This is a genomic window from Mycobacterium bohemicum DSM 44277, from assembly GCF_001053185.1.
In the GTDB taxonomy this organism is placed as follows: domain Bacteria; phylum Actinomycetota; class Actinomycetes; order Mycobacteriales; family Mycobacteriaceae; genus Mycobacterium; species Mycobacterium bohemicum.
The window spans coordinates 1,199,644-1,217,201 of sequence record NZ_CSTD01000001.1; the positions used below are offsets into that span (position 1 = coordinate 1,199,644).

Sequence of the window (17,558 nt, forward strand, 5' to 3'; positions counted from 1 at the left end):
CAGCAACGGGAAGGATCTGACCGATGCAACTGCAGCAATTGTGGTTCGGCGTCATCGGAATGCTGTTCCTCGGCTTCTTCGTCCTGGAGGGATTCGACTTCGGCGTAGGCATGCTGATGGAACCCCTGGCGCGCGTCGGCGCCGGCGAACCGGAACCGCAGCGCCGCACGGCCCTCAACACCATCGGGCCGGTCTGGGACGGCAACGAGGTGTGGCTCATCGTCGGCGGCGCGGCGATGTTCGCCGCGTTCCCCGGCTGGTACGCCGCGGTGTTCTCCACCCTTTACCTGCCGCTGCTGGCCATCCTCGTCGGCATGATCCTGCGCGCCGTCGCGATCGAATGGCGCGGCAAGGTCGACGACACGAAATGGCGCGGCTGGGCCGATTTCGGCATAGCGGCCGGGTCCTGGCTGCCCGCGGTGCTGTGGGGTGTGGCGTTCGCGATTCTGGTCCGTGGGCTGCCGGTGGACGCCGACGGCCACATTCACCTGTCGATCACCGACGTGCTCAACGCCTACACGTTGCTGGGCGGTCTGGCCACCGCCGGGCTCTTCTTGCTCTACGGCGCGGTGTTCATCTCGCTGAAGACCTCCGGCACCATCCGCGACGACGCCCACCGGCTCGCGGTGCGGCTGACGCTTCCGGTGACCGCTCTGGTTGCCGGGTTCGGGCTCTGGACGCAACTGGCCTACGGCAAAAATTGGACCTGGCTGGTGCTGGCCGCGGCGGTGGTCGCCCAACTGGCGGCGGTGCTGTTGGTGTGGCGTCGCGGGTCCGACGGCTGGGCATTCGCCTGCACCGCCGTGGTGGTGGCGGCCGTCGTGATCCTGCTGTTCGGTTGCCTGTACCCCAACCTGGTGCCCTCGACGCTGAACAAGCAATGGAATGTGACGATCTACAACGCCTCGTCGACCCCCTACACCCTCAAGGTCATGACCTGGGTGACGGTGATCATGGCTCCGCTGACGGTGGTGTACCAGGCGTGGACGTATTGGGTTTTCCGGCAACGGCTTTCGGCCGAGCGGATACCGGCATCCATCGGCCTGGCCAGGCGTCCGTCCTGAGCGCAACCGACTCGCGGGCGGCCGCGAAGGCCCGGGGCCCCGTCGATCCGAGATTGTGGCGGGCCTCGACGCCGTTGCGCCGCTACCTGCTCGCCTCGGTGGGTTGCGGGGTGGTGATCTCCGGCTGCACCATCGGCTCGGCGATCGTGCTGGCGCGCATCGTCGCGCACGTGGTCGCCGACCCGGCTGCGGCCGGCCGCCATGTCTGGCCCGCTCCCCTGTCGATCCTGTTGGCGCTGTGGCTCGTTCGCACGCTCACGCACTGGCTTCAGGCGCGCCTGGGACAACGGGGTGCCAGCGCCGTGATCGCCGACCTGGCCGGCCAGGTGCTGACCGCGGTGACCGCGCGGCAGCCGCGTGAACAGGCGGCGCAGCGCGATGCCGCCGCGGTCCTGGTCACCCGCGGCCTCGACGGGCTGCGTCCGTACTTCGCCGGTTACCTGCCCACCCTGCTGCTCGCCGCGATCCTGACCCCGGCCACCGTCGCCGTCATCGCGGTCTATGACCTGAAATCGACCCTGATCGTGCTGATCACCCTTCCGCTCATTCCCGTCTTCATGGTGCTCATCGGGCTGGCGACGGCCGAACGATCGGCCACGGCGCTGACGGCGATGACGACCCTGCAGGCACGGCTGCTCGATCTGATCGCCGGCATTCCCACGCTGCGGGCGCTGGGGCGTACCCGGGGTCCCGAGCTTCGCATCGCCGAACTGGCCGCCGCCCATCGACGTTCGGCGATGGCGACGCTGCGGATCGCGTTCCTGTCGGCCTTGGTCCTGGAACTCCTGGCCACCCTGGGCGTCGCGCTCATCGCGGTCAGCATCGGCCTTCGCCTGGTGTTCGGCGAGATGACCCTGGCCACCGGCCTGACGGTCCTGCTGCTGGCACCCGATGTCTATTGGCCGCTGCGCCGCATCGGCGTGGAATTCCATGCCGCTCAGGACGGCCGGACCGCGGCGGACAGTGCATTCGCACTCATCGGCCCCGCCCCGGCGGCCGAGCCCCCGCGCCGGACCGTGGCGGCGCGCGGTGCGCAGATCCGGCTCGAGCGGCTCAGCGTGAGCGGTCGCGACGGTCACGCCCCGCGCCACCTGAGCGCGGTCATCGAACCCGGGTCGGTGACGGTGCTGACCGGGCCGAACGGCGCCGGAAAAAGCACGACGCTGCAGGTGATCGCCGGCGTCACCACCCCGTCGTCGGGCCGGGTCAGCGTGGCCGGGGTCGACGTCACCGAACTCGACCCCAACGCGTGGTGGTCCCAGCTGGCCTGGCTGCCCCAGCGGCCCGCGCTCGTCGCCGGCACGGTCGGTGACAACCTGAGGCTGTTCGGGAATCTCGCGGACGTCGAAACGGCTTGCCGCGCCGCCGGTTTCGATGCCGTCCTGGCAGAGCTGCCCGACGGCATGGATACGACGCTGGGTCGCGACGGCGTCGGACTGTCGCTGGGCCAGCGCCAGCGCCTGGGTCTTACCCGCGTTCTCGGATCGACGGCGGCGGTGCTGCTCCTCGACGAGCCCACCGCGCACCTCGACGCCCGCACCGAAGAACGGGTGTTGCGGGCCATCGTCGAGCGCGCACGCGCCGGCGCGACGGTGGTGGTCGTCGGCCACCGCGAGCCCTTGGTCGCGATCGGTGACCGCGTCGTGGAGGTAGCGGCGGCCGGGGTGCGTTATGCCTCGGCCTGACCCGCCCGCGCCAGCGGCGATCGCAAGCGCGGCGGAGCCGGGCGCGGCGGGTCGCCGCGAAACAACCGAAGCGATCGCAAGCCTGCTGCGCCCCCGGCTGCCCCGGTTACTCGCCGCCATCGCGCTGGGTGTGCTGTCGCTGGGCAGCGCACTGGCACTGGCCGGCGTGTCCGCCTGGCTGATCACCCGTGCCTGGCAGATGCCGCCGGTCCTCGACCTGTCGATCGCCGCCGTCGCCGTGCGCGCCTTCGCGATCTCCCGTGGGGTGCTGCACTACTGCGAACGACTGGCCACGCACGACACCGCCTTGCGGGCGGCCGGCACCGCCCGGGCGCAGATCTATCAGCGACTGGCCCAGGGGCCGGCGGCGGCCGCCGTCCGCCTGCGCAGCGGCGAACTGGTGGCGCGGGTCGGCGCCGACGTGGACGAGCTGGCCAACGTGCTGGTGCGCGCAGTGGTGCCGATCGGCGTCGCGGTGGTGCTGGGTGTGGCGGCGACCGCCGTCGTCGGGGCCATCTCGGTGTCGGCCGGGCTGGTCCTGGCGATCTGCCTGCTGATCGCCGGCTTCGTCGCGCCCCGGCTTGCCGCCAAGGCCGCCGCGTCACAGGAAGAGGTGGCGCGGCAATACCATTCGCGGCGCGATACCGCGGCGATGACCGCGCTCGAACACGGCCCAGAACTGCGGGTCGCCGGCGTCCTGACCGGCGTTATCGCTGAAGCCCAGCGCCGCCAACGCGATTGGGGCGTGGCCCTGGACGCGGCCGCCAGGCCGGCCGCCCTGGCCGAGGCGGTGCCCACGGCGGCGATCGGCGCCAGCGTGATCGGCGCGGTTCTGTCGGCGGTTGCGCTGGCACCGACGGCCGCACCGACCACGCTGGCCGTGTTGATGTTGTTGCCGCTGTCGGCATTCGAGGCGATGACGCCCCTACCGGGCGCGGCCGTCCAGTTGACGCGGTCGCGGATCGCCGCGCGCCGACTCCTCGACCTGGCCCCTCCCCGCGGCGCGATCGATGCCAGGCTTACGGCCTCGTCGCCGTTGGGGCGCACGCTCGTACTGTCCGCGGACGTCCGATCGGGCCACGCGGGCGCGGCGCGATCAACCCGGGTGGCGCTCGATGTGGCGCCGGGGGCAAGGCTGGCGATCACCGGCCCGAGCGGCTCGGGAAAGACGACGCTGCTGATGACGCTCGCCGGCTTGCTGCCTCCGCTCGACGGTCAGGTGCTGCTCGACGGCACCGACCTCCGTCGGCTCGGTGAAGACGAACAACGACGCGCCATCGGCTTTTTCGCCGAGGACGCGCACGTCTTCGCCACCACCGTGCGCGACAACTTGCTCGTGGCCCGCGGGGACTGCCGCGACGACGAGCTCACCGGCGCGCTGCAGGCCGTCGGGCTGGCCGCGTGGGCCGCCGCCCTGCCGGAGGGGCTGTCGACCGTGCTGACCGGTGGCGCGCACGCCCTTTCCGCGGGGCAGCGCCGACGGTTGATGTTGGCCCGCGCCGTGCTCTGCCCCGCGCGGATCGTGCTCCTCGACGAGCCCACCGAACATCTCGACGCGGCCGACGCCGAGTGGGTCCTGCGCCAACTGCTGGGCCCGGATTCGCGCCTCATGTCCGCGGACCGGACGGTGGTTGTCGCAACTCATCACTTGCCCGACGGAATTGGCTGCCGGCAGCTGAGCATCGAATGAACACCCGGCGGTGCGCTTCCGGCGTCCAGCACTGCGGCGCCGACCGTGCCCCGCGCTGGAAGTCTAAAGGTGCCGCCGTCGCGGCATGAATTCCAGCGACAACAACACGAAGGCCAAGAAGACCACCTGGGTCATCGAGACCAGCGCGTAGCGGCGGGCGTCCAGCGCCCGGAACTTGCGCACGTAGCGATACAGCGACTCGAGCGCGATCAGCGGGTCCAGGACGTGAATCAGTCGGTAGCAGACGCGCTGGGCCCGATTGCGATTCTTCTCGTCGAAGATTTCGGGGAACGCCGCGAATGCAAGTGAAAGTCGCTGTGCACCAGCCTGTTTGCCGGCCATGATCATGTCGACGCTGAGACGTTCATCGATGCCGTTGGGCGCCCCGCGCCGGCGCCACGGCACGTCGAGGGTGATGTCGCTGCCGTTGCCCGCGGTCGCGTAGCGGTGGAAGCCCTGCACCTTCCCCGAAGCGTCCCGGGCCATGATCAGCCGGATGCCGGGGAACCGGCCTTCCAGCACGCCATCGAGGTTCATGTGAAACCCACGCTCGGTGTGTGCGCCCTTGGTGGACTCCCGCACCACTTCGGTCAGCTCAGCCAGGCGCCGGTCGCCGAGTTGCTGTTCGTCGACGATCTCTGTGGTGATGCCGCAGTTGTGCGTGCGCTTCACCGCCTGGCGCAGGTTGCGGAACTTGCGGCCCGCCATATCGAAGTTCGGTATGTCGACGACGACGTCGCGGCCGATCGGGATCGCGCGCAGCCTCTGCCCGACCACCGTCGGGTCCTGCCACAACGGCAGCCGCTTCTCGCTGCAGCCCACCACCGTGATGCGCCAGCCGTGGGCGTGACACATCGCGGCGAAGCCGGCGACCAGCTCGCGGAACCTCTCCTCGGCACCGATCGGGTCCCCGCTCACCGCGGCGAACCCCAGCCGCGTCCGGTATGCGAGCGCGGCCCTCCCGTCGGCGGTGAAGTGATAACACTTGCCCGTCTGCATCGCGAACGGCGCCAGCGGGTCGTCGCTGGTGCCGTTGATCAACGCCCACACCCGGGGCAGGTCCCCGGGCCGCTGGCGCGACGACGTCGCCCACACGAGCACCGACCCGGAGCTGACGATCAGCAGGTCACCGAGCAGATCGAACGACAGCACACCGGCCCCCAGGCCCGCCAGCACGAAGAGGGCGGCGGCGGCCGCGTGCGCGGCCGTCACCGGACGCCCCAAAAATATCCCGCGGGCGATGAAGGCCGCGGCGCCGAGGATGGTCAGCGACCAGCTCAGCCGGTCGGTGTAGTGCCACGCCGGGTGCTGCTGGTGGCGAGCGAGGATGACGACGAGCCAGGCCACCGCGCACATGAGCGCCAGCGCGCCGACCCAGCGGGCCGCCGCCGAATCCGACGGCACGACAACCCGTTCGCGGCCGCGGTGCCCAACCGCGACGTCGGCCGGTGAACCACTCACTCCTTGCCTCCCGATGCTGCTGACGATCCAGCTGGGCGGCTCGCGCCGCCACGTGCACCGAATACCCCGCTGATCACAATTTACGCCCGATCGCGGCCGATCCGGGCCTAAATCGGGCCGCTACCCGCGCAGGTATCCGGCACCCGTCTGCCGGCTTTATCGGGGAGAAGACGGAAAGTATTTCACGACGCCCTCCTGAACCACCGTGGCGAGGATTTTCCCGGAGGAGTCGAAGAAGTGACCGGTCCCCAGCCCGCGCGATTCGGCGGCCACCGGCGACGACGTCGAATACAGCACCCAGTCGTTGAAGTCGACCTGCCGGTGGAACCAGATGGATTGGTTGGAGGACGCGGCGAAGATGCGGTCGAAGCCCCAGGACAGCCCATGCGTGGTGACGATCGAATCCAGCACCGTGGTGTCCGACGAGTACACCATGGCCGCGGTGTGCAACACGGGGTCGTCGGGCAGCGTGCCGAGGGCTTTCATCCAGACCCGGTTGTGCGGGAGCCGCTGGCCCTTCTTGCGCATGATCCAGGCCGGGTCGTTGGTGTAGCGCCACTCGATGGGGTGCAGCGCGTTGACGAAGTGCGGGACGATCTGCTCGTAGCCGCGCAGCAGTTCCCGGAGCCCCGGCCGGGCGTGCGGCTGGTCTACCTGCGGCGGCTCGACGCCGTGCTCGAGCCCCGGGCCGGCGGACATGAACGAGATCAGCGCCGAGGACAACAGCACACCGTCCTGCACGGCGTCCACGCGGCGATTGGCGAAGCTGCGCTCGTCGCGCAGCCGGGTCACGTGGAATTCGATGTCCCGCGACGTGTCGCCGCCGTTGATGTAGTGCACCGAGAGGGCGCTCGGCGGGAGTTCGGGCCGTTCCAGCGTCCTGGTGCCGGCCACGAACGACTGCGCCATGAGCTGGCCGCCATACGTCCGCAGCGGGTTCTTGGTGGGATGCGAACCGGTGAACAGGTCCTCGCCGACACGCGTGAGGTCGAGTATCTGCAGCAGCTCCTCGAAGTCGGAATGCGCACCTTCCTGCGCATTCGGCTCCTGAGACTCACAGCCGACCACCACGGGCTCTCCTTGGGTCAATTGCCCGCCTCCTCCTCAAGCCGCTATGCGGCGTGGGTCGTCGCCGGGCTGTCGCTAGACGTCGTCCTCCCCGATCCGGTGCACGTGGATCAGGTTGGTCGACCCTACTGTGCCAGGTGGCGCTCCGGCGACGATGACCACCAGGTCACCGCGCTTGTACCGGCCGAGCTCCAGCAGCGACTTGTCGACCTGGCGGATCATCCCGTCGGTGGAGGTCATCATCGGCACGATGAACGTCTCGGTCCCCCACGTCATGGCGAGCTGGCTGCGCACCTCGGGCCACGCGGTGAAGGCGAGCAGCGGCAGCGGGGTGTGCAGCCGGGCCAGTCGCTTGACGGTGTCTCCGGATTGGGTGAACGCGACAAGGGCCTTGGCGTCGAGTCGCTCGCCGATGTAGAGGACGGCATACGAGATGACCCCGCGTTTGGTGCGGGGCACGTGCGCCAGCGGCGGGGCGGCGGTGGAGTTCTCCTCCACCGCGCAGACGATCCGCGACATGGTCCGGACGGCCGCCATCGGGTACTTGCCCACCGACGTCTCGCCGGAGAGCATCAGCGCGTCGGCGCCGTCGAGCACGGCGTTGGCGACGTCGGAGGCCTCCGCACGCGTCGGCCGCGAGTTCTCGATCATCGAGTCGAGCATCTGCGTCGCCACGATGACGGGTTTGGCATTCTCCCTTGCGATTTGGATTGCCCGCTTTTGCACCAGCGGGACCTCTTCCAGCGGCAGTTCCACGCCGAGGTCGCCGCGCGCCACCATGATGCCGTCGAACGCCAGCACGATCGCTTCCAGGTTGTCGACCGCTTCGGGCTTCTCCAGCTTGGCGATCACCGGAACCCGCCGCCCGACCCGGTCCATCACCTCGTGGACGAGCTCGACGTCCGACGGGGAACGCACGAACGACAGCGCCACCAGGTCGACACCGAGGTCGAGGGCGAAGGTGAGGTCCTCGATGTCCTTCTCCGACAGGGCGGGCGCGGACACGTTCACCCCCGGCAGCGAAATGCCCTTGTTGTTGCTGACCGGTCCGCCTTCGGTGACGCTGCACACGACGTCGTCGCCCTCGATGGCCTCGACGACGAGGCCGACCTTGCCGTCGTCGATCAGCAGGCGGTCACCGACCACGGCGTCGGTGGCCAACTTCTTGTAGGTGGTGGACACGCGGTCGTGGCTGCCTTCGCACTCGGCGACGGTGATGCGCACCGTTTCGCCGTCCGCCCAGTAGGTGGCCCCGGTGGCGAAACGCCCCAACCTGATCTTCGGGCCCTGCAAGTCGGCGAGCACGCCGACCGCGCGGCCGGTGCTGTCGGACGCGGCCCGCACTCGCTCGTAGGCGGCTTTGTGATCGGGATAGTCGCCATGGCTGAAGTTCATTCGGGCGACGTCCATTCCGGCCTCCACCAGCGCCAGAATCAACTTGTCGCTGTTGGTTGCAGGGCCGAGGGTGCAGACGATCTTCCCGCGTCTACTCACGGCGCCCCAGCATAGTCGCGCACGGCCACCGCGGCCTCCGCTAACCGGTGACGGTCGGGAGCAGGGGGAAACCGGGCAGGTTGCGCGCGAGCGTCCACAGGGCCGCGGCGACCGCGATGCCCAGCATGGCCGAGACCGGCAGCGCGGATTTGCCGCGCCGGCGGCGAAGCACCACCCACAGGGCCACCAGCGGGGCCCCCACCAACAGGAAGACGTTGTCGTTGACGGCGGCCGGGAGGTCGCCGTGCAGCAGGTCATGGGTCATCCGAAGCCCGCCGCAGAGCGGGCAATTCCAGCCGGTGAGCCATTTGAACGGGCACGGCGGGTAGACCGACGAGCTGTGGTGCGGGTCGACGAGGGCCACGTAGCCCAGCGCGCCGGCCAGCAGCGCACCCGTGCCGACCGCGGTGTGCGGGAGATGACGATGCGGACCGCCCGGCCGCGCGGCCGGATCTGCGGGGGGACCCCACGACGGTTCGATCACGGTGCCAGCATGACAGATCCGCGGCCTTGGTGCGCCGGCCCGGACGGGGCCGGCGGGCGGCTAACGGCGGTTCCTGCCGCGCAGGCTCCATCGCCTGCGGGTCGACGCCTCCTCCGACGCCGGTGCCGTCTCGGCGGCGCTCGGGTTAGCGCTCGGGCCCGCGCTCGCGTCGGCCGCGGGATCGACGGTTTCGGCCTCGGGTTCGTCTTCGCCCTCGGCTTCGGATTCCGCCGACTCCTCGGGGGTCGCCGGTTCGGGCCCGGATCCGGCGACGTCCGGCTCGGCGGGCTCTGAGTCCGGTTCTATGGCAGTCGTTTCCGCGGATTCTTCGTTGGCCTCGGCCGCATCGGGTTCGACGTCCTGCTCGGCTTCCCCGGCCTCGTCGGTTTCCGCGGCTTCCTCGCCTTCGGGGGACTCCTCGGCTTCCTCGGGCTCCTCGGCCTCGTCGGGTTCGAGCGCGTCCGGCTCCATCGACTCGGCGGCCGACTCCGGCTCCGAGTCGCCCGTATCCAGGGCCTCGGGCTCGCTCGTCTGGGCCTCCGGCGGTGGAGCGTCGGAACGTTCCTCGGCGGCGACCGGGTCCACGGCGGCCACCGGGTCGTGGTGCTCGTCGGCCAGGGCGGCGGCCTCCGACGCGGAGATCGGCGACACCTCGAGGTCTCCGGCGTTGCCGCGCAGACTGGCCGGATCCTCGCGTCCCTTGGGCGCGAGCATGAAGTACACCACCGCGCCGATGAACACGAACGTCGACGTGAAGGAATTGATCCGGATGCCGGCAATATGGGTCGCGGAGTCATCCCGCAGCAACTCGACGCCGAAGCGCCCGATGCAATACCCGGCGACGTACAGGGCGAACAGCCGTCCGTGCCCCAGCGTGAACCGTCGGTCGAGGTAGATCAGCGCGGCGAAAACCAGGACGTTCCAGATCAATTCGTACAGGAACGTGGGCTGCACGACGAGCGCCACCTGGCCCGTCGAGACTCCGTCGAGCGAATGCGGATCGACGTAACCCGAGGGATCCCGCCGGTAGAAAATCTCCAGGCCCCACGGCAGCGTCGTTTCCCGGCCGTAGAGCTCCTGATTGAAATAGTTTCCCAGCCGACCGATGGCCTGCGCCAAGACGATTCCCGGCGCGATCGCGTCACCGAACGCGGGCAGCGGAATTCCGCGGCGCCGGCACGCGATCCACGCACCGACACCACCGAGGGCGACCGCTCCCCAGATGCCCAGACCACCGTCCCAGATGCGCAGCGCCGCGCCGAATCCCGCGCCGCCGGGACCCCAATAGGTTCGCCAGTCGGTGGCCAGGTGATACAGCCGGCCACCGATCAAGCCGAAAGGCACCGCCCACAGCGCGATGTCGTAGATGACGCCGCGCTCGCCGCCGCGGGCCTCCCAGCGCCGGTCGCCGATGACCAGCGCGACCACGATGCCGGTGATGATGAACAGCGCGTAGGCGCGGATGGGCACCGGCCCCAGGTGCCAGACGCCCTGGGGCGGGCTGGGGAAGTACGCCAGCAACGTCGTCATGAGGCCGAGACCCCGTCGCGCACCCCGCAAGCGAGTTCCTCGGTCAGCGCCCGTACCGCGGGCAGACCGTCGGAGCCGAGCGCCGACACCAGCGCGGAACCGACGATGACGCCGTCGGCGTAGCAGGCGATCTCCGCGGCCTGCTCGCGGGAGCGGACCCCCAGACCGACGCCGACCGGTATGTCGGACACCGCCCTGACCCGGGCCACCAAGTCCGGTGCGGCGTGCGACACCGCGTCACGCGCCCCGGTGACCCCCATGGTCGACGCCGCGTAGACGAATCCGCGCGACGCCTCGACCGTCGTCGCCAACCGCTGCGGCGTCGACGACGGCGCCACCAGGAAGATGCGATCCAACCGATGCTCCTCGGACGCCGCGATCCACTGCCCGGCCTCGTCGGGGATGAGGTCCGGCGTGATCAGCCCCAGCCCGCCGGCCGACGCCAAGTCGCGCGCGAACGCGTCAACACCGTAGTGCAGCACCGGGTTCCAGTACGTCATGACCACCGCGCGGCCACCGGCGGCACTGATCGCCTCGACGGCGGCCAGCGTGTCGCGGACCCGCACCCCCTTGTGCAGCGCGATCTCGGTGGCCTTCGCGATGGTCGGGCCGTCCATGCCCGGGTCGGAGTACGGCACGCCCACCTCGATGATGTCGCAGCCGGATTCGACGAGCGCGATCATGCCGTCCACAGAGGTCGGCACGTCGGGGTAACCCGTCGGCAGGTAGCCGATCAGCGCCGCGCGGCCGTCGTGACGGCACGCCGCGAAGACCGGGCCGAGATTGCCTGCCGGGGCGTGTTCCACGTTCACCGCTTGCCCTGGTCGTCGCCGGGCGACAGCAGCCCGAACCACTGCGCCGCGGTCTCCACGTCCTTGTCGCCGCGGCCCGACAGATTCACCACGATGACCGCCCCGCGGCCCAGCTCGACGCCCAGCCGCAACGCCCCGGCCACCGCGTGCGCGGATTCGATGGCCGGAATGATGCCCTCGGTGCGGCACAGCAGGCCGAACGCCTCCATGGCCTCCGAGTCGGTGATGGGGCGGTATTCGGCGCGCCCTGTCTCGCGCAGCCACGCATGTTCCGGTCCGACCCCCGGGTAGTCCAAACCCGCTGAGATGGAGTGGGATTCGACGGTCTGGCCGTCCTCGTCCTGCAGCAGGTAGGAGAACGACCCCTGAAACGCCCCGGGGGAACCGCCGGAGAACGTCGCGGCGTGCCGGCCGGTCTCGACGCCGTCGCCCGCCGCCTCGAAGCCGACCAGCCGGACGCCGGGATCGTCGATGAACGCGTGGAAGATCCCGATGGCGTTGGATCCGCCTCCGACGCAGGCGGTTACGGCGTCGGGTAGCCGGCCGGCCTGTTTCTGGATCTGCACGCGGGTCTCCAGGCCGATGATGCGCTGAAAGTCGCGCACCATCGTCGGGAAGGGGTGGGGCCCGGCCGCGGTCCCGAAGCAGTAGTAGGTGGTGTCGGCGTTCGTCACCCAATCCCGGAACGCCTCGTTGATGGCGTCCTTGAGGGTCTTCGAGCCGCTCTCGACGGAGACCACCTCGGCGCCCAGCAGCCGCATGCGCGCCACGTTGAGGGCCTGGCGGGCCGTGTCCACCGCGCCCATGTAGATCACGCAGTCCAGGCCGAGCAGGGCGCACGCGGTGGCCGTCGCGACGCCGTGCTGACCGGCGCCCGTTTCGGCGATCACCCGATTCTTGCCCATCCGCCGCGCCAGCAACGCCTGGCCGAGAACGTTGTTGATCTTGTGAGAACCGGTGTGGTTCAAGTCTTCTCGCTTGAGGAACACCCGGGCTCCCCCGGCATGCTCGGACAGGCGGGTCGCCTCGTACAGCGGCGACGGCCGACCGGTGTAGTGGGTCTGCAGATCGTCCAGGATGTCCAGGAAGTCCTGGTTGACGCGTTCCTTCTCGTAGGCGGCGGTGACCTCCTCGATCACCGCCATCAACGCCTCGGCGACATAGCGGCCGCCATAACCGCCCGGACCGCCGAAATGGCCGCCGGCGTCGGGATCGTGGCGGGGGGGGTCCGCGATGGCCGCACTCGCACGCGGAAGATCAGGCCCCGACAGGTCTTCCATCACCATGGGTCAACGCGCGGGCGGCTCATAGGGTTCAACGCTTCAGTGCACCGCTCGTCGGCTAGCGAGCCGGTTTCGGACAGGACGGATGGGTGCCGGCGGTGACCAGGTCGGCAACCGCGGCCCGGGGGTCACCGCTTTTCACCAGGCCCTCACCGACGAGCACGGCGTCCGCGCCGGCACCGGCGTAGGCCAACAGGTCCGCGGTGCCGCGCACACCTGACTCGGCGATCCGGATGACGTTGCTGGGCAGCCCGGGCGCGATGCGCGCGAAGCAATCCCGGTCCACCGCCAGCGTCGTGAGGTCGCGGGCGTTGACGCCGATGACGTTGGCCCCGGCCTTGAGCGCGCGGTCGGCCTCTTCTTCGGTGTGCACTTCCACCAGGGCCGTCATGCCCAGCGATTCGGTGCGGTCCAGCATCGACACCAGCGCGGACTGGTCCAGCGCGGCGACGATCAGCAGCAACATGTCCGCGCCGTGCGCCCGTGCCTCGTGAATCTGGTAGGGCCGCACCACAAAGTCCTTGCGCAGCACGGGAATTGAGACGGCCGCCCGCACGGCGTCGAGGTCGTCGAGCGAGCCGCAGAAGCGGCGCTCCTCGGTCAGCACGCTGATGATCCGCGCGCCGCCGTCTTCGTAGGCACGGGCCAGCTTCGCCGGGTCGGAAATCTTCGCCAGGGAGCCGGCCGACGGGCTGGCCCGCTTTACTTCGGCGATCACGCCGATCCCGGGCTGGCGCAGGGCGGCCATCACGTCGAGCGGCGGAGGCGCGGCCGCGGCCATCGCCTTGATTTCGGACAGGCCGATGAGGGATTCGCGCGCGGCGACGTCGGCACGGACTCCTTCAAGGATGGAGTCAAGCACGGATGCCGGACTCATGCCTGTCGTATCCCTTTCGCTCGGTCATCCATCGTCACCCAGATCACCCAGACGTTCCCGACGACGTGAATGAAGGGTAGCGGCCGTCGGCGGACACCCCGTCACCGACCCTCGGTGTCCGACTGACCGGGCCGATCGGTCGGGTCGCGGCCCTCGTCAAGTGCATCCCAGATCATCCGCTCCGACATACTCGGCTTGTCCGACCCCTCCAGCATCGCTCCGGTGGCGCCCTCGCGTCGCGAAATCGACCGGCGCGTTGCCGGGGCCGCGTATTTCGCGGCGGGCCGGTCGGATCCCGCGATGAAGGACGAGCGCATCAACAACACCGCGGCGACCACCGTGACCACCGCCGCGGCCACGGCGAGCCCGGCCCCCCAGTGCCGCCGCTCGCTGCCTACCAGCGTCATCAGCGGGATGTGTACCAGATCGGCCGCCCGCACCGCGACGTCGGGCACCATCCACAGGCTGACGCCCAGGTAGCCGGCCGCCAGGCCGGCGACCGCCACCAGCACCGCGAGCAGCCGCAACGGCCAGCCCCGCACCGCCAGCGCGGCGACGGCCGCCGCCAGCAGGAGCACGGCCAGGGGCAACAGCGCCGTCGACCAGGACGCGCCGGACAGGGTCACGTCCTTGGGTGGCCCCAGGCCGTCGAACGACCGGATCGCCACCCACGGCAGCCGCGACGCCCCCCACAGCGTCGCGGCGGCGGCGACCAGCAGCAGCTGGGCCGCCACGATCGGCCACCGGCCGCTGCGCTCTGCCCGGCGATCAGCCATTTCGGCCCGAGCCCGGCGCGGTCAGCGTCTCGGCCGCCGCGATCGCGCTCAGCACCGCGCGAGCCTTGTTCGTCGCCTCGGTGTATTCGTAGGGGCCGTTGGAGTCGGCCACCACCCCACCGCCGGCCTGGACGTAGGCCGTGCCGCCCCGCATCAACGCAGTGCGGATCGCGATGGCGAAATCGGCGTTGCCGGCGAAGTCCAGGTAGCCGACCACGCCGCCGTACAGGCCGCGGCGCGTCTTCTCCACCTCTTCGATCAGCTCCATCGCGCGCACCTTGGGCGCACCCGACAACGTGCCCGCGGGGAAGCAGGCCGTCACCGCGTCCAGCGCGGAGCGTCCCTCGCCGAGCATCCCGGTCACCGTCGACACCAGGTGCATCACGTGGCTGTAGCGTTCGATGTGGCTGTAGTCCTCGACCCGCACGGTGCCCGGCGTGCAGACCCGGCCCAGGTCGTTGCGGCCGAGGTCCACCAGCATCAGGTGCTCGGCGCGTTCCTTCTCGTCCGCCAGCAGGTCCTTCTCCAGCTGCTGATCCTCTTCCTCGGTGTGCCCGCGCCACCGGGTCCCGGCGATCGGGTGCGTCGTGGCCCACCCCTCGGCGACGGTGACCAGCGCCTCCGGGCTGGATCCGACGATCGAAAAGTCCGTTCCCCCTTGGCCGTTGGGCACATGCAGCAGATACATGTAGGGGCTCGGGTTCGTCACCCGCAGCATCCGGTAGACGTCGATGGGGTTGACGTCGGTGTCCATCTCGAAGCGTTGGGAGGGCACCACCTGGAAGGCCTCGCCGGCCGCGATCTGCTCGACGAGGTAGTCGACGATCTTCGTGTACTCCTCGACCGTGCGCTGCGCCCGCTGCCGCGGCTGCGGGCGGCTGAAGGTGGCGACCGTCGACGGCAGCGGCTGGCCCAGGGCCGCGGTCATCACGTCGAGCCGGGCGACGGCGTCGTCGTACGCTTCGTCGACCCGCTCGTCGGTGCCGTTCCAGTTCACGGCGTTGGCGATCAGGGTGATGGTGCCCTCGTGGTGGTCCACGGCGGCCAGATCGGTGGCCAGCAGCAGCAGCATGTCGGGCAGGTGGAGGTCGTCGACGGCCATCTCCGGCAGGCGCTCGAGGCGCCGAACCAGGTCGTAGGCGAAGAAACCCACCATGCCGCCCGAGAGCGGCGGAAGGCCGGGCAGGGCCGCGGTGGCCAGCAACTCCAGCGTCGCGCGCAGCGCGTGCAGCGGGTCCCCCCCGGTGGGCGCGTCCTGCGGCACGGCGCCTAGCCACACCGCGTGGCCGTCACGCACCGTCAGCGCCGACGGCGCGCCCGCGCCGATGAAGGACCACCGCGACCAGGACCGGCCGTTCTCGGCCGATTCCAGCAAGAACGTGCCCGGGCGATCGGCGGCGAGTTTGCGGTATGCCGATAGCGGGGTCTCGCTGTCGGCCAGCACCTTGCGGGTCACCGGAACCACGCGATGCTCGGCCGCAAGCTGGCGAAAGGCCTCCCGGGAGGTGGTGGCGGCGAGGTGGTCGTGCACCGAACCATCCTCGCAGATCCGCCGCCGGCACCGGGCGTAGCGTGACGGCCATGAAACCTGGTGACACCGTCGCGGACTTCGAATTGCCCGATCAGACGGGAACGCCGCGCAAGCTCAGCGCGCTGTTGTCCGACGGGCCCGTGGTCCTGTTCTTCTACCCGGCCGCGATGACGCCGGGCTGCACGAAGGAGGCGTGTCACTTCCGCGACCTGGCCGCCGAGTTCGCCGCGGTCGGCGCCAGCCGGGTCGGCATCAGCACCGACCCGGTGGGCAAGCAGGCCAAGTTCGTCGACATGCACAAGTTCGACTACCCGCTGCTCTCGGACGCCGACGGCGCCGTGGCCGCGCAGTTCGGCGTCAAGCGGGGGTTGCTGGGCAAGGTGATGCCGGTCAAGCGCACCACCTTCGTCATCGACACCGACCGTACGGTGCTCGACGTCATCGCCAGCGAATTCAGCATGGACACCCACGCCGACAAGGCGCTGGCGACGCTGCGCGCGCGGTCGTCGGCGTAGCCGCGGCCTTCGGGGGCTGGGGGCACCTCCCTGGCGAGCAGACGCAGAATCGCCCTACACGCCGACAAGGGACGCGATTCTGCGTCTGCTCGCGGTGGGAGGTGCCCCCTGCTCGCCCGTCAGGGGTTGATCGCCAGGAACACGTAGGCGGCCAGCAGCACCAGGTGCAGCTCGCCCTGCAACCGCGTCGCGCGCCCGGGGACCACGGTCAGCATGCTGATCACGACGGTCAGCGCGAGCAGGACCAGCTGCAGGGGGCCCAGGCCCAGCACCAGCGGCCCCTTGAGCCAGATGCTGGCCAGCGCGATGGCCGGAATGGTGAGCCCGATGCTGGCCAGCGCCGAGCCGTAGGCCAGGTTCAGGCTGGTCTGGATCCGGCCGCGCCGCGCGGCGCGCACCGCCGCGAGCGTCTCGGGGAGCAACACCAGCGTCGCGATGACCACCCCGACGAACGTCTGGGGGAATCCGGCCGCGGTGACCAGGTGCTCGACGGCCGGGGACTCCTGTTCGGCCAGGCCGACGACCGCGAGCAGCGCGACGAGCAGCAGGGCGACGCTGATCAGCGCCGCGCGGGTGCTCGGCGGTTCGGCGTGGCTCTCGTCCTCGAAGAGCCGCTTCTGGCCGCGCTGCGCGACGGGCAGGAAAAAGTCGCGATGCCGGATGGTCTGGGTGAACACGAAGAGCAGGTACAGCCCCAGCGAGGCGACCGCGGCGAACGCCAGCTGGCCCGGGGAGAACTCCCGGCCGATGTGGCTGGTGGTGAACGCGGGCAGCACCAGGCTGAGCGTCGCCAGCGTGGTCAGCGTGGCCAGCGCGGCTCCGCTGCCCTCGGCGTTGAACAACGTCACGCCGTAGCGTCGCGAGCCCAGCAGCAGCGACAACCCGGCGATGCCGTTGGTGGTGATGATGACGGCGGCGAACGCGGTGTCGCGGGCCAGCGTGGCGGTCTCGTTGCCTCCGGACGCCATCAGCTCGACGATGAGGGCCACCTCGATGACCGTCACCGCGGCCGCGAGCACCAGGGACCCGAACGGCTCGCCGACGCGGGCCGCGACCACCTCCGCGTGGTGCACCGCGGCCAGCACGGCGCCGATCAACAACGCGGCCTGCAGGACGACCAGCGCGGGCCCGGGGTGTTGGTTCCAGGTGGCCGCGAGCACGAGCACGGCGATCACCGGCACGACAGTCGTCCAGGAGATCCAGGGCGGTCGTTTCACCATCGCCCGCCATTGTGATCGAAGAAGGGGGGCGGCGCGCGACGAACCGACCGCCTCACCGCCGCGGGGAG

At 70.3% G+C, this 17,558-nt stretch carries 15 protein-coding genes; 4 read left to right on the plus strand and 11 right to left on the minus strand.

The window, feature by feature from the left end; all coding sequences use genetic code 11:
- Nucleotides 1–23: 23 nt before the first annotated feature.
- The 3 genes from cydB (at nucleotide 24) to cydC (ending at nucleotide 4,439) form a co-directional block, all read left to right on the plus strand.
- Nucleotides 24–1,064: a cytochrome d ubiquinol oxidase subunit II gene (cydB, locus tag BN971_RS05655; protein WP_085178984.1), complete on the plus strand. Its 1,041-nt coding sequence runs from the start codon at nucleotides 24–26 to the stop codon at nucleotides 1,062–1,064.
- A 74-nt stretch (nucleotides 1,065–1,138) separates the two neighbouring features.
- Nucleotides 1,139–2,749, plus strand: a complete 1,611-nt coding sequence (gene cydD / locus BN971_RS05660) for a thiol reductant ABC exporter subunit CydD (RefSeq protein ID WP_085178985.1) — start codon at nucleotides 1,139–1,141, stop codon at nucleotides 2,747–2,749.
- Nucleotides 2,736–4,439, plus strand: coding sequence for a thiol reductant ABC exporter subunit CydC (cydC, locus tag BN971_RS05665; protein WP_090349853.1), 1,704 nt, complete (start codon nucleotides 2,736–2,738; stop codon nucleotides 4,437–4,439). Before cydD ends, cydC begins: the two co-directional genes overlap by 14 nt.
- A 63-nt stretch (nucleotides 4,440–4,502) precedes the next feature.
- On the opposite strand, the gene BN971_RS05670 is transcribed toward cydC, so the two are convergent.
- The 10 genes from BN971_RS05670 to BN971_RS05715 form a co-directional block, all read right to left on the minus strand.
- Nucleotides 4,503–5,900 (minus strand): bifunctional lysylphosphatidylglycerol flippase/synthetase MprF, encoded by a 1,398-nt coding sequence (locus tag BN971_RS05670; protein WP_085178987.1) that lies wholly within the window; start codon nucleotides 5,898–5,900, stop codon nucleotides 4,503–4,505.
- A gap of 156 nt (nucleotides 5,901–6,056) precedes the next feature.
- Nucleotides 6,057–6,971, minus strand: coding sequence for an acyl-CoA thioesterase II (locus tag BN971_RS05675; RefSeq protein ID WP_090349855.1), 915 nt, complete (start codon nucleotides 6,969–6,971; stop codon nucleotides 6,057–6,059).
- 72 nt (nucleotides 6,972–7,043) lie between these two features.
- Nucleotides 7,044–8,462 carry a pyruvate kinase gene (pyk, locus tag BN971_RS05680; RefSeq protein ID WP_090349856.1) on the minus strand — a complete coding sequence of 473 codons (1,419 nt, stop codon included), beginning with the start codon at nucleotides 8,460–8,462 and terminating at the stop codon, nucleotides 7,044–7,046.
- 40 nt (nucleotides 8,463–8,502) lie between these two features.
- Nucleotides 8,503–8,850, minus strand: a complete 348-nt coding sequence (locus tag BN971_RS05685; protein ID WP_245836473.1) for a DUF2752 domain-containing protein — start codon at nucleotides 8,848–8,850, stop codon at nucleotides 8,503–8,505.
- 156 nt (nucleotides 8,851–9,006) lie between these two features.
- The gene (locus BN971_RS05690) at nucleotides 9,007–10,476 is read right to left on the minus strand and encodes a prolipoprotein diacylglyceryl transferase (protein WP_085178989.1); all 1,470 of its coding nucleotides are present in this window, start codon (nucleotides 10,474–10,476) and stop codon (nucleotides 9,007–9,009) included.
- A complete protein-coding gene (gene trpA, locus BN971_RS05695) occupies nucleotides 10,473–11,288 on the minus strand; it encodes a tryptophan synthase subunit alpha (protein ID WP_085178990.1) in 816 nt (271 codons plus the stop codon). The genes BN971_RS05690 and trpA overlap by 4 nt, the downstream gene beginning before the upstream one ends.
- Nucleotides 11,285–12,568: a tryptophan synthase subunit beta gene (gene trpB, locus BN971_RS05700; protein ID WP_090350022.1), complete on the minus strand. Its 1,284-nt coding sequence runs from the start codon at nucleotides 12,566–12,568 to the stop codon at nucleotides 11,285–11,287. The genes trpA and trpB overlap by 4 nt, the downstream gene beginning before the upstream one ends.
- Nucleotides 12,569–12,629: 61 nt before the next feature.
- The gene (trpC, locus tag BN971_RS05705) at nucleotides 12,630–13,448 is read right to left on the minus strand and encodes an indole-3-glycerol phosphate synthase TrpC (protein WP_085178991.1); all 819 of its coding nucleotides are present in this window, start codon (nucleotides 13,446–13,448) and stop codon (nucleotides 12,630–12,632) included.
- Between the two features lie 101 nt (nucleotides 13,449–13,549).
- Nucleotides 13,550–14,224 carry a TIGR02234 family membrane protein gene (locus tag BN971_RS05710; protein ID WP_085178992.1) on the minus strand — a complete coding sequence of 225 codons (675 nt, stop codon included), beginning with the start codon at nucleotides 14,222–14,224 and terminating at the stop codon, nucleotides 13,550–13,552.
- The gene (locus tag BN971_RS05715) at nucleotides 14,217–15,755 is read right to left on the minus strand and encodes an anthranilate synthase component I (protein ID WP_085178993.1); all 1,539 of its coding nucleotides are present in this window, start codon (nucleotides 15,753–15,755) and stop codon (nucleotides 14,217–14,219) included. The genes BN971_RS05710 and BN971_RS05715 overlap by 8 nt, the downstream gene beginning before the upstream one ends.
- 50 nt (nucleotides 15,756–15,805) lie before the next feature.
- Between BN971_RS05715 and BN971_RS05720 the strand changes: the two genes are divergently transcribed.
- Nucleotides 15,806–16,270 carry a peroxiredoxin gene (locus tag BN971_RS05720; protein WP_085178994.1) on the plus strand — a complete coding sequence of 155 codons (465 nt, stop codon included), beginning with the start codon at nucleotides 15,806–15,808 and terminating at the stop codon, nucleotides 16,268–16,270.
- Nucleotides 16,271–16,389: 119 nt separating this feature from the next.
- Here the strand turns inward: BN971_RS05720 and BN971_RS05725 are convergent, their stop codons facing one another.
- On the minus strand, nucleotides 16,390–17,490 hold the full coding sequence (locus BN971_RS05725; RefSeq protein ID WP_085178995.1) for a calcium:cation antiporter: 1,101 nt from the start codon (nucleotides 17,488–17,490) through the stop codon (nucleotides 16,390–16,392).
- Nucleotides 17,491–17,558 lie beyond the last annotated feature (68 nt).

Bases quoted from the DNA above. Each gene is read 5' to 3' on its own strand.
- cydB (WP_085178984.1), top strand. From the start codon at position 24: ATGCAACTGCAGCAATTGTGGTTCGGCGTCATCGGAATGCTGTTCCTC.
- cydC (WP_090349853.1), top strand. From the start codon at position 2,736: ATGCCTCGGCCTGACCCGCCCGCGCCAGCGGCGATCGCAAGCGCGGCG.
- BN971_RS05690 (WP_085178989.1), bottom strand. From the start codon at position 10,476: ATGACGACGTTGCTGGCGTACTTCCCCAGCCCGCCCCAGGGCGTCTGG.
- trpB (WP_090350022.1), bottom strand. From the start codon at position 12,568: ATGGAAGACCTGTCGGGGCCTGATCTTCCGCGTGCGAGTGCGGCCATC.
- trpC (WP_085178991.1), bottom strand. From the start codon at position 13,448: ATGAGTCCGGCATCCGTGCTTGACTCCATCCTTGAAGGAGTCCGTGCC.
- BN971_RS05710 (WP_085178992.1), bottom strand. From the start codon at position 14,224: ATGGCTGATCGCCGGGCAGAGCGCAGCGGCCGGTGGCCGATCGTGGCG.
- BN971_RS05720 (WP_085178994.1), top strand. From the start codon at position 15,806: ATGAAACCTGGTGACACCGTCGCGGACTTCGAATTGCCCGATCAGACG.
- BN971_RS05725 (WP_085178995.1), bottom strand. From the start codon at position 17,490: ATGGTGAAACGACCGCCCTGGATCTCCTGGACGACTGTCGTGCCGGTG.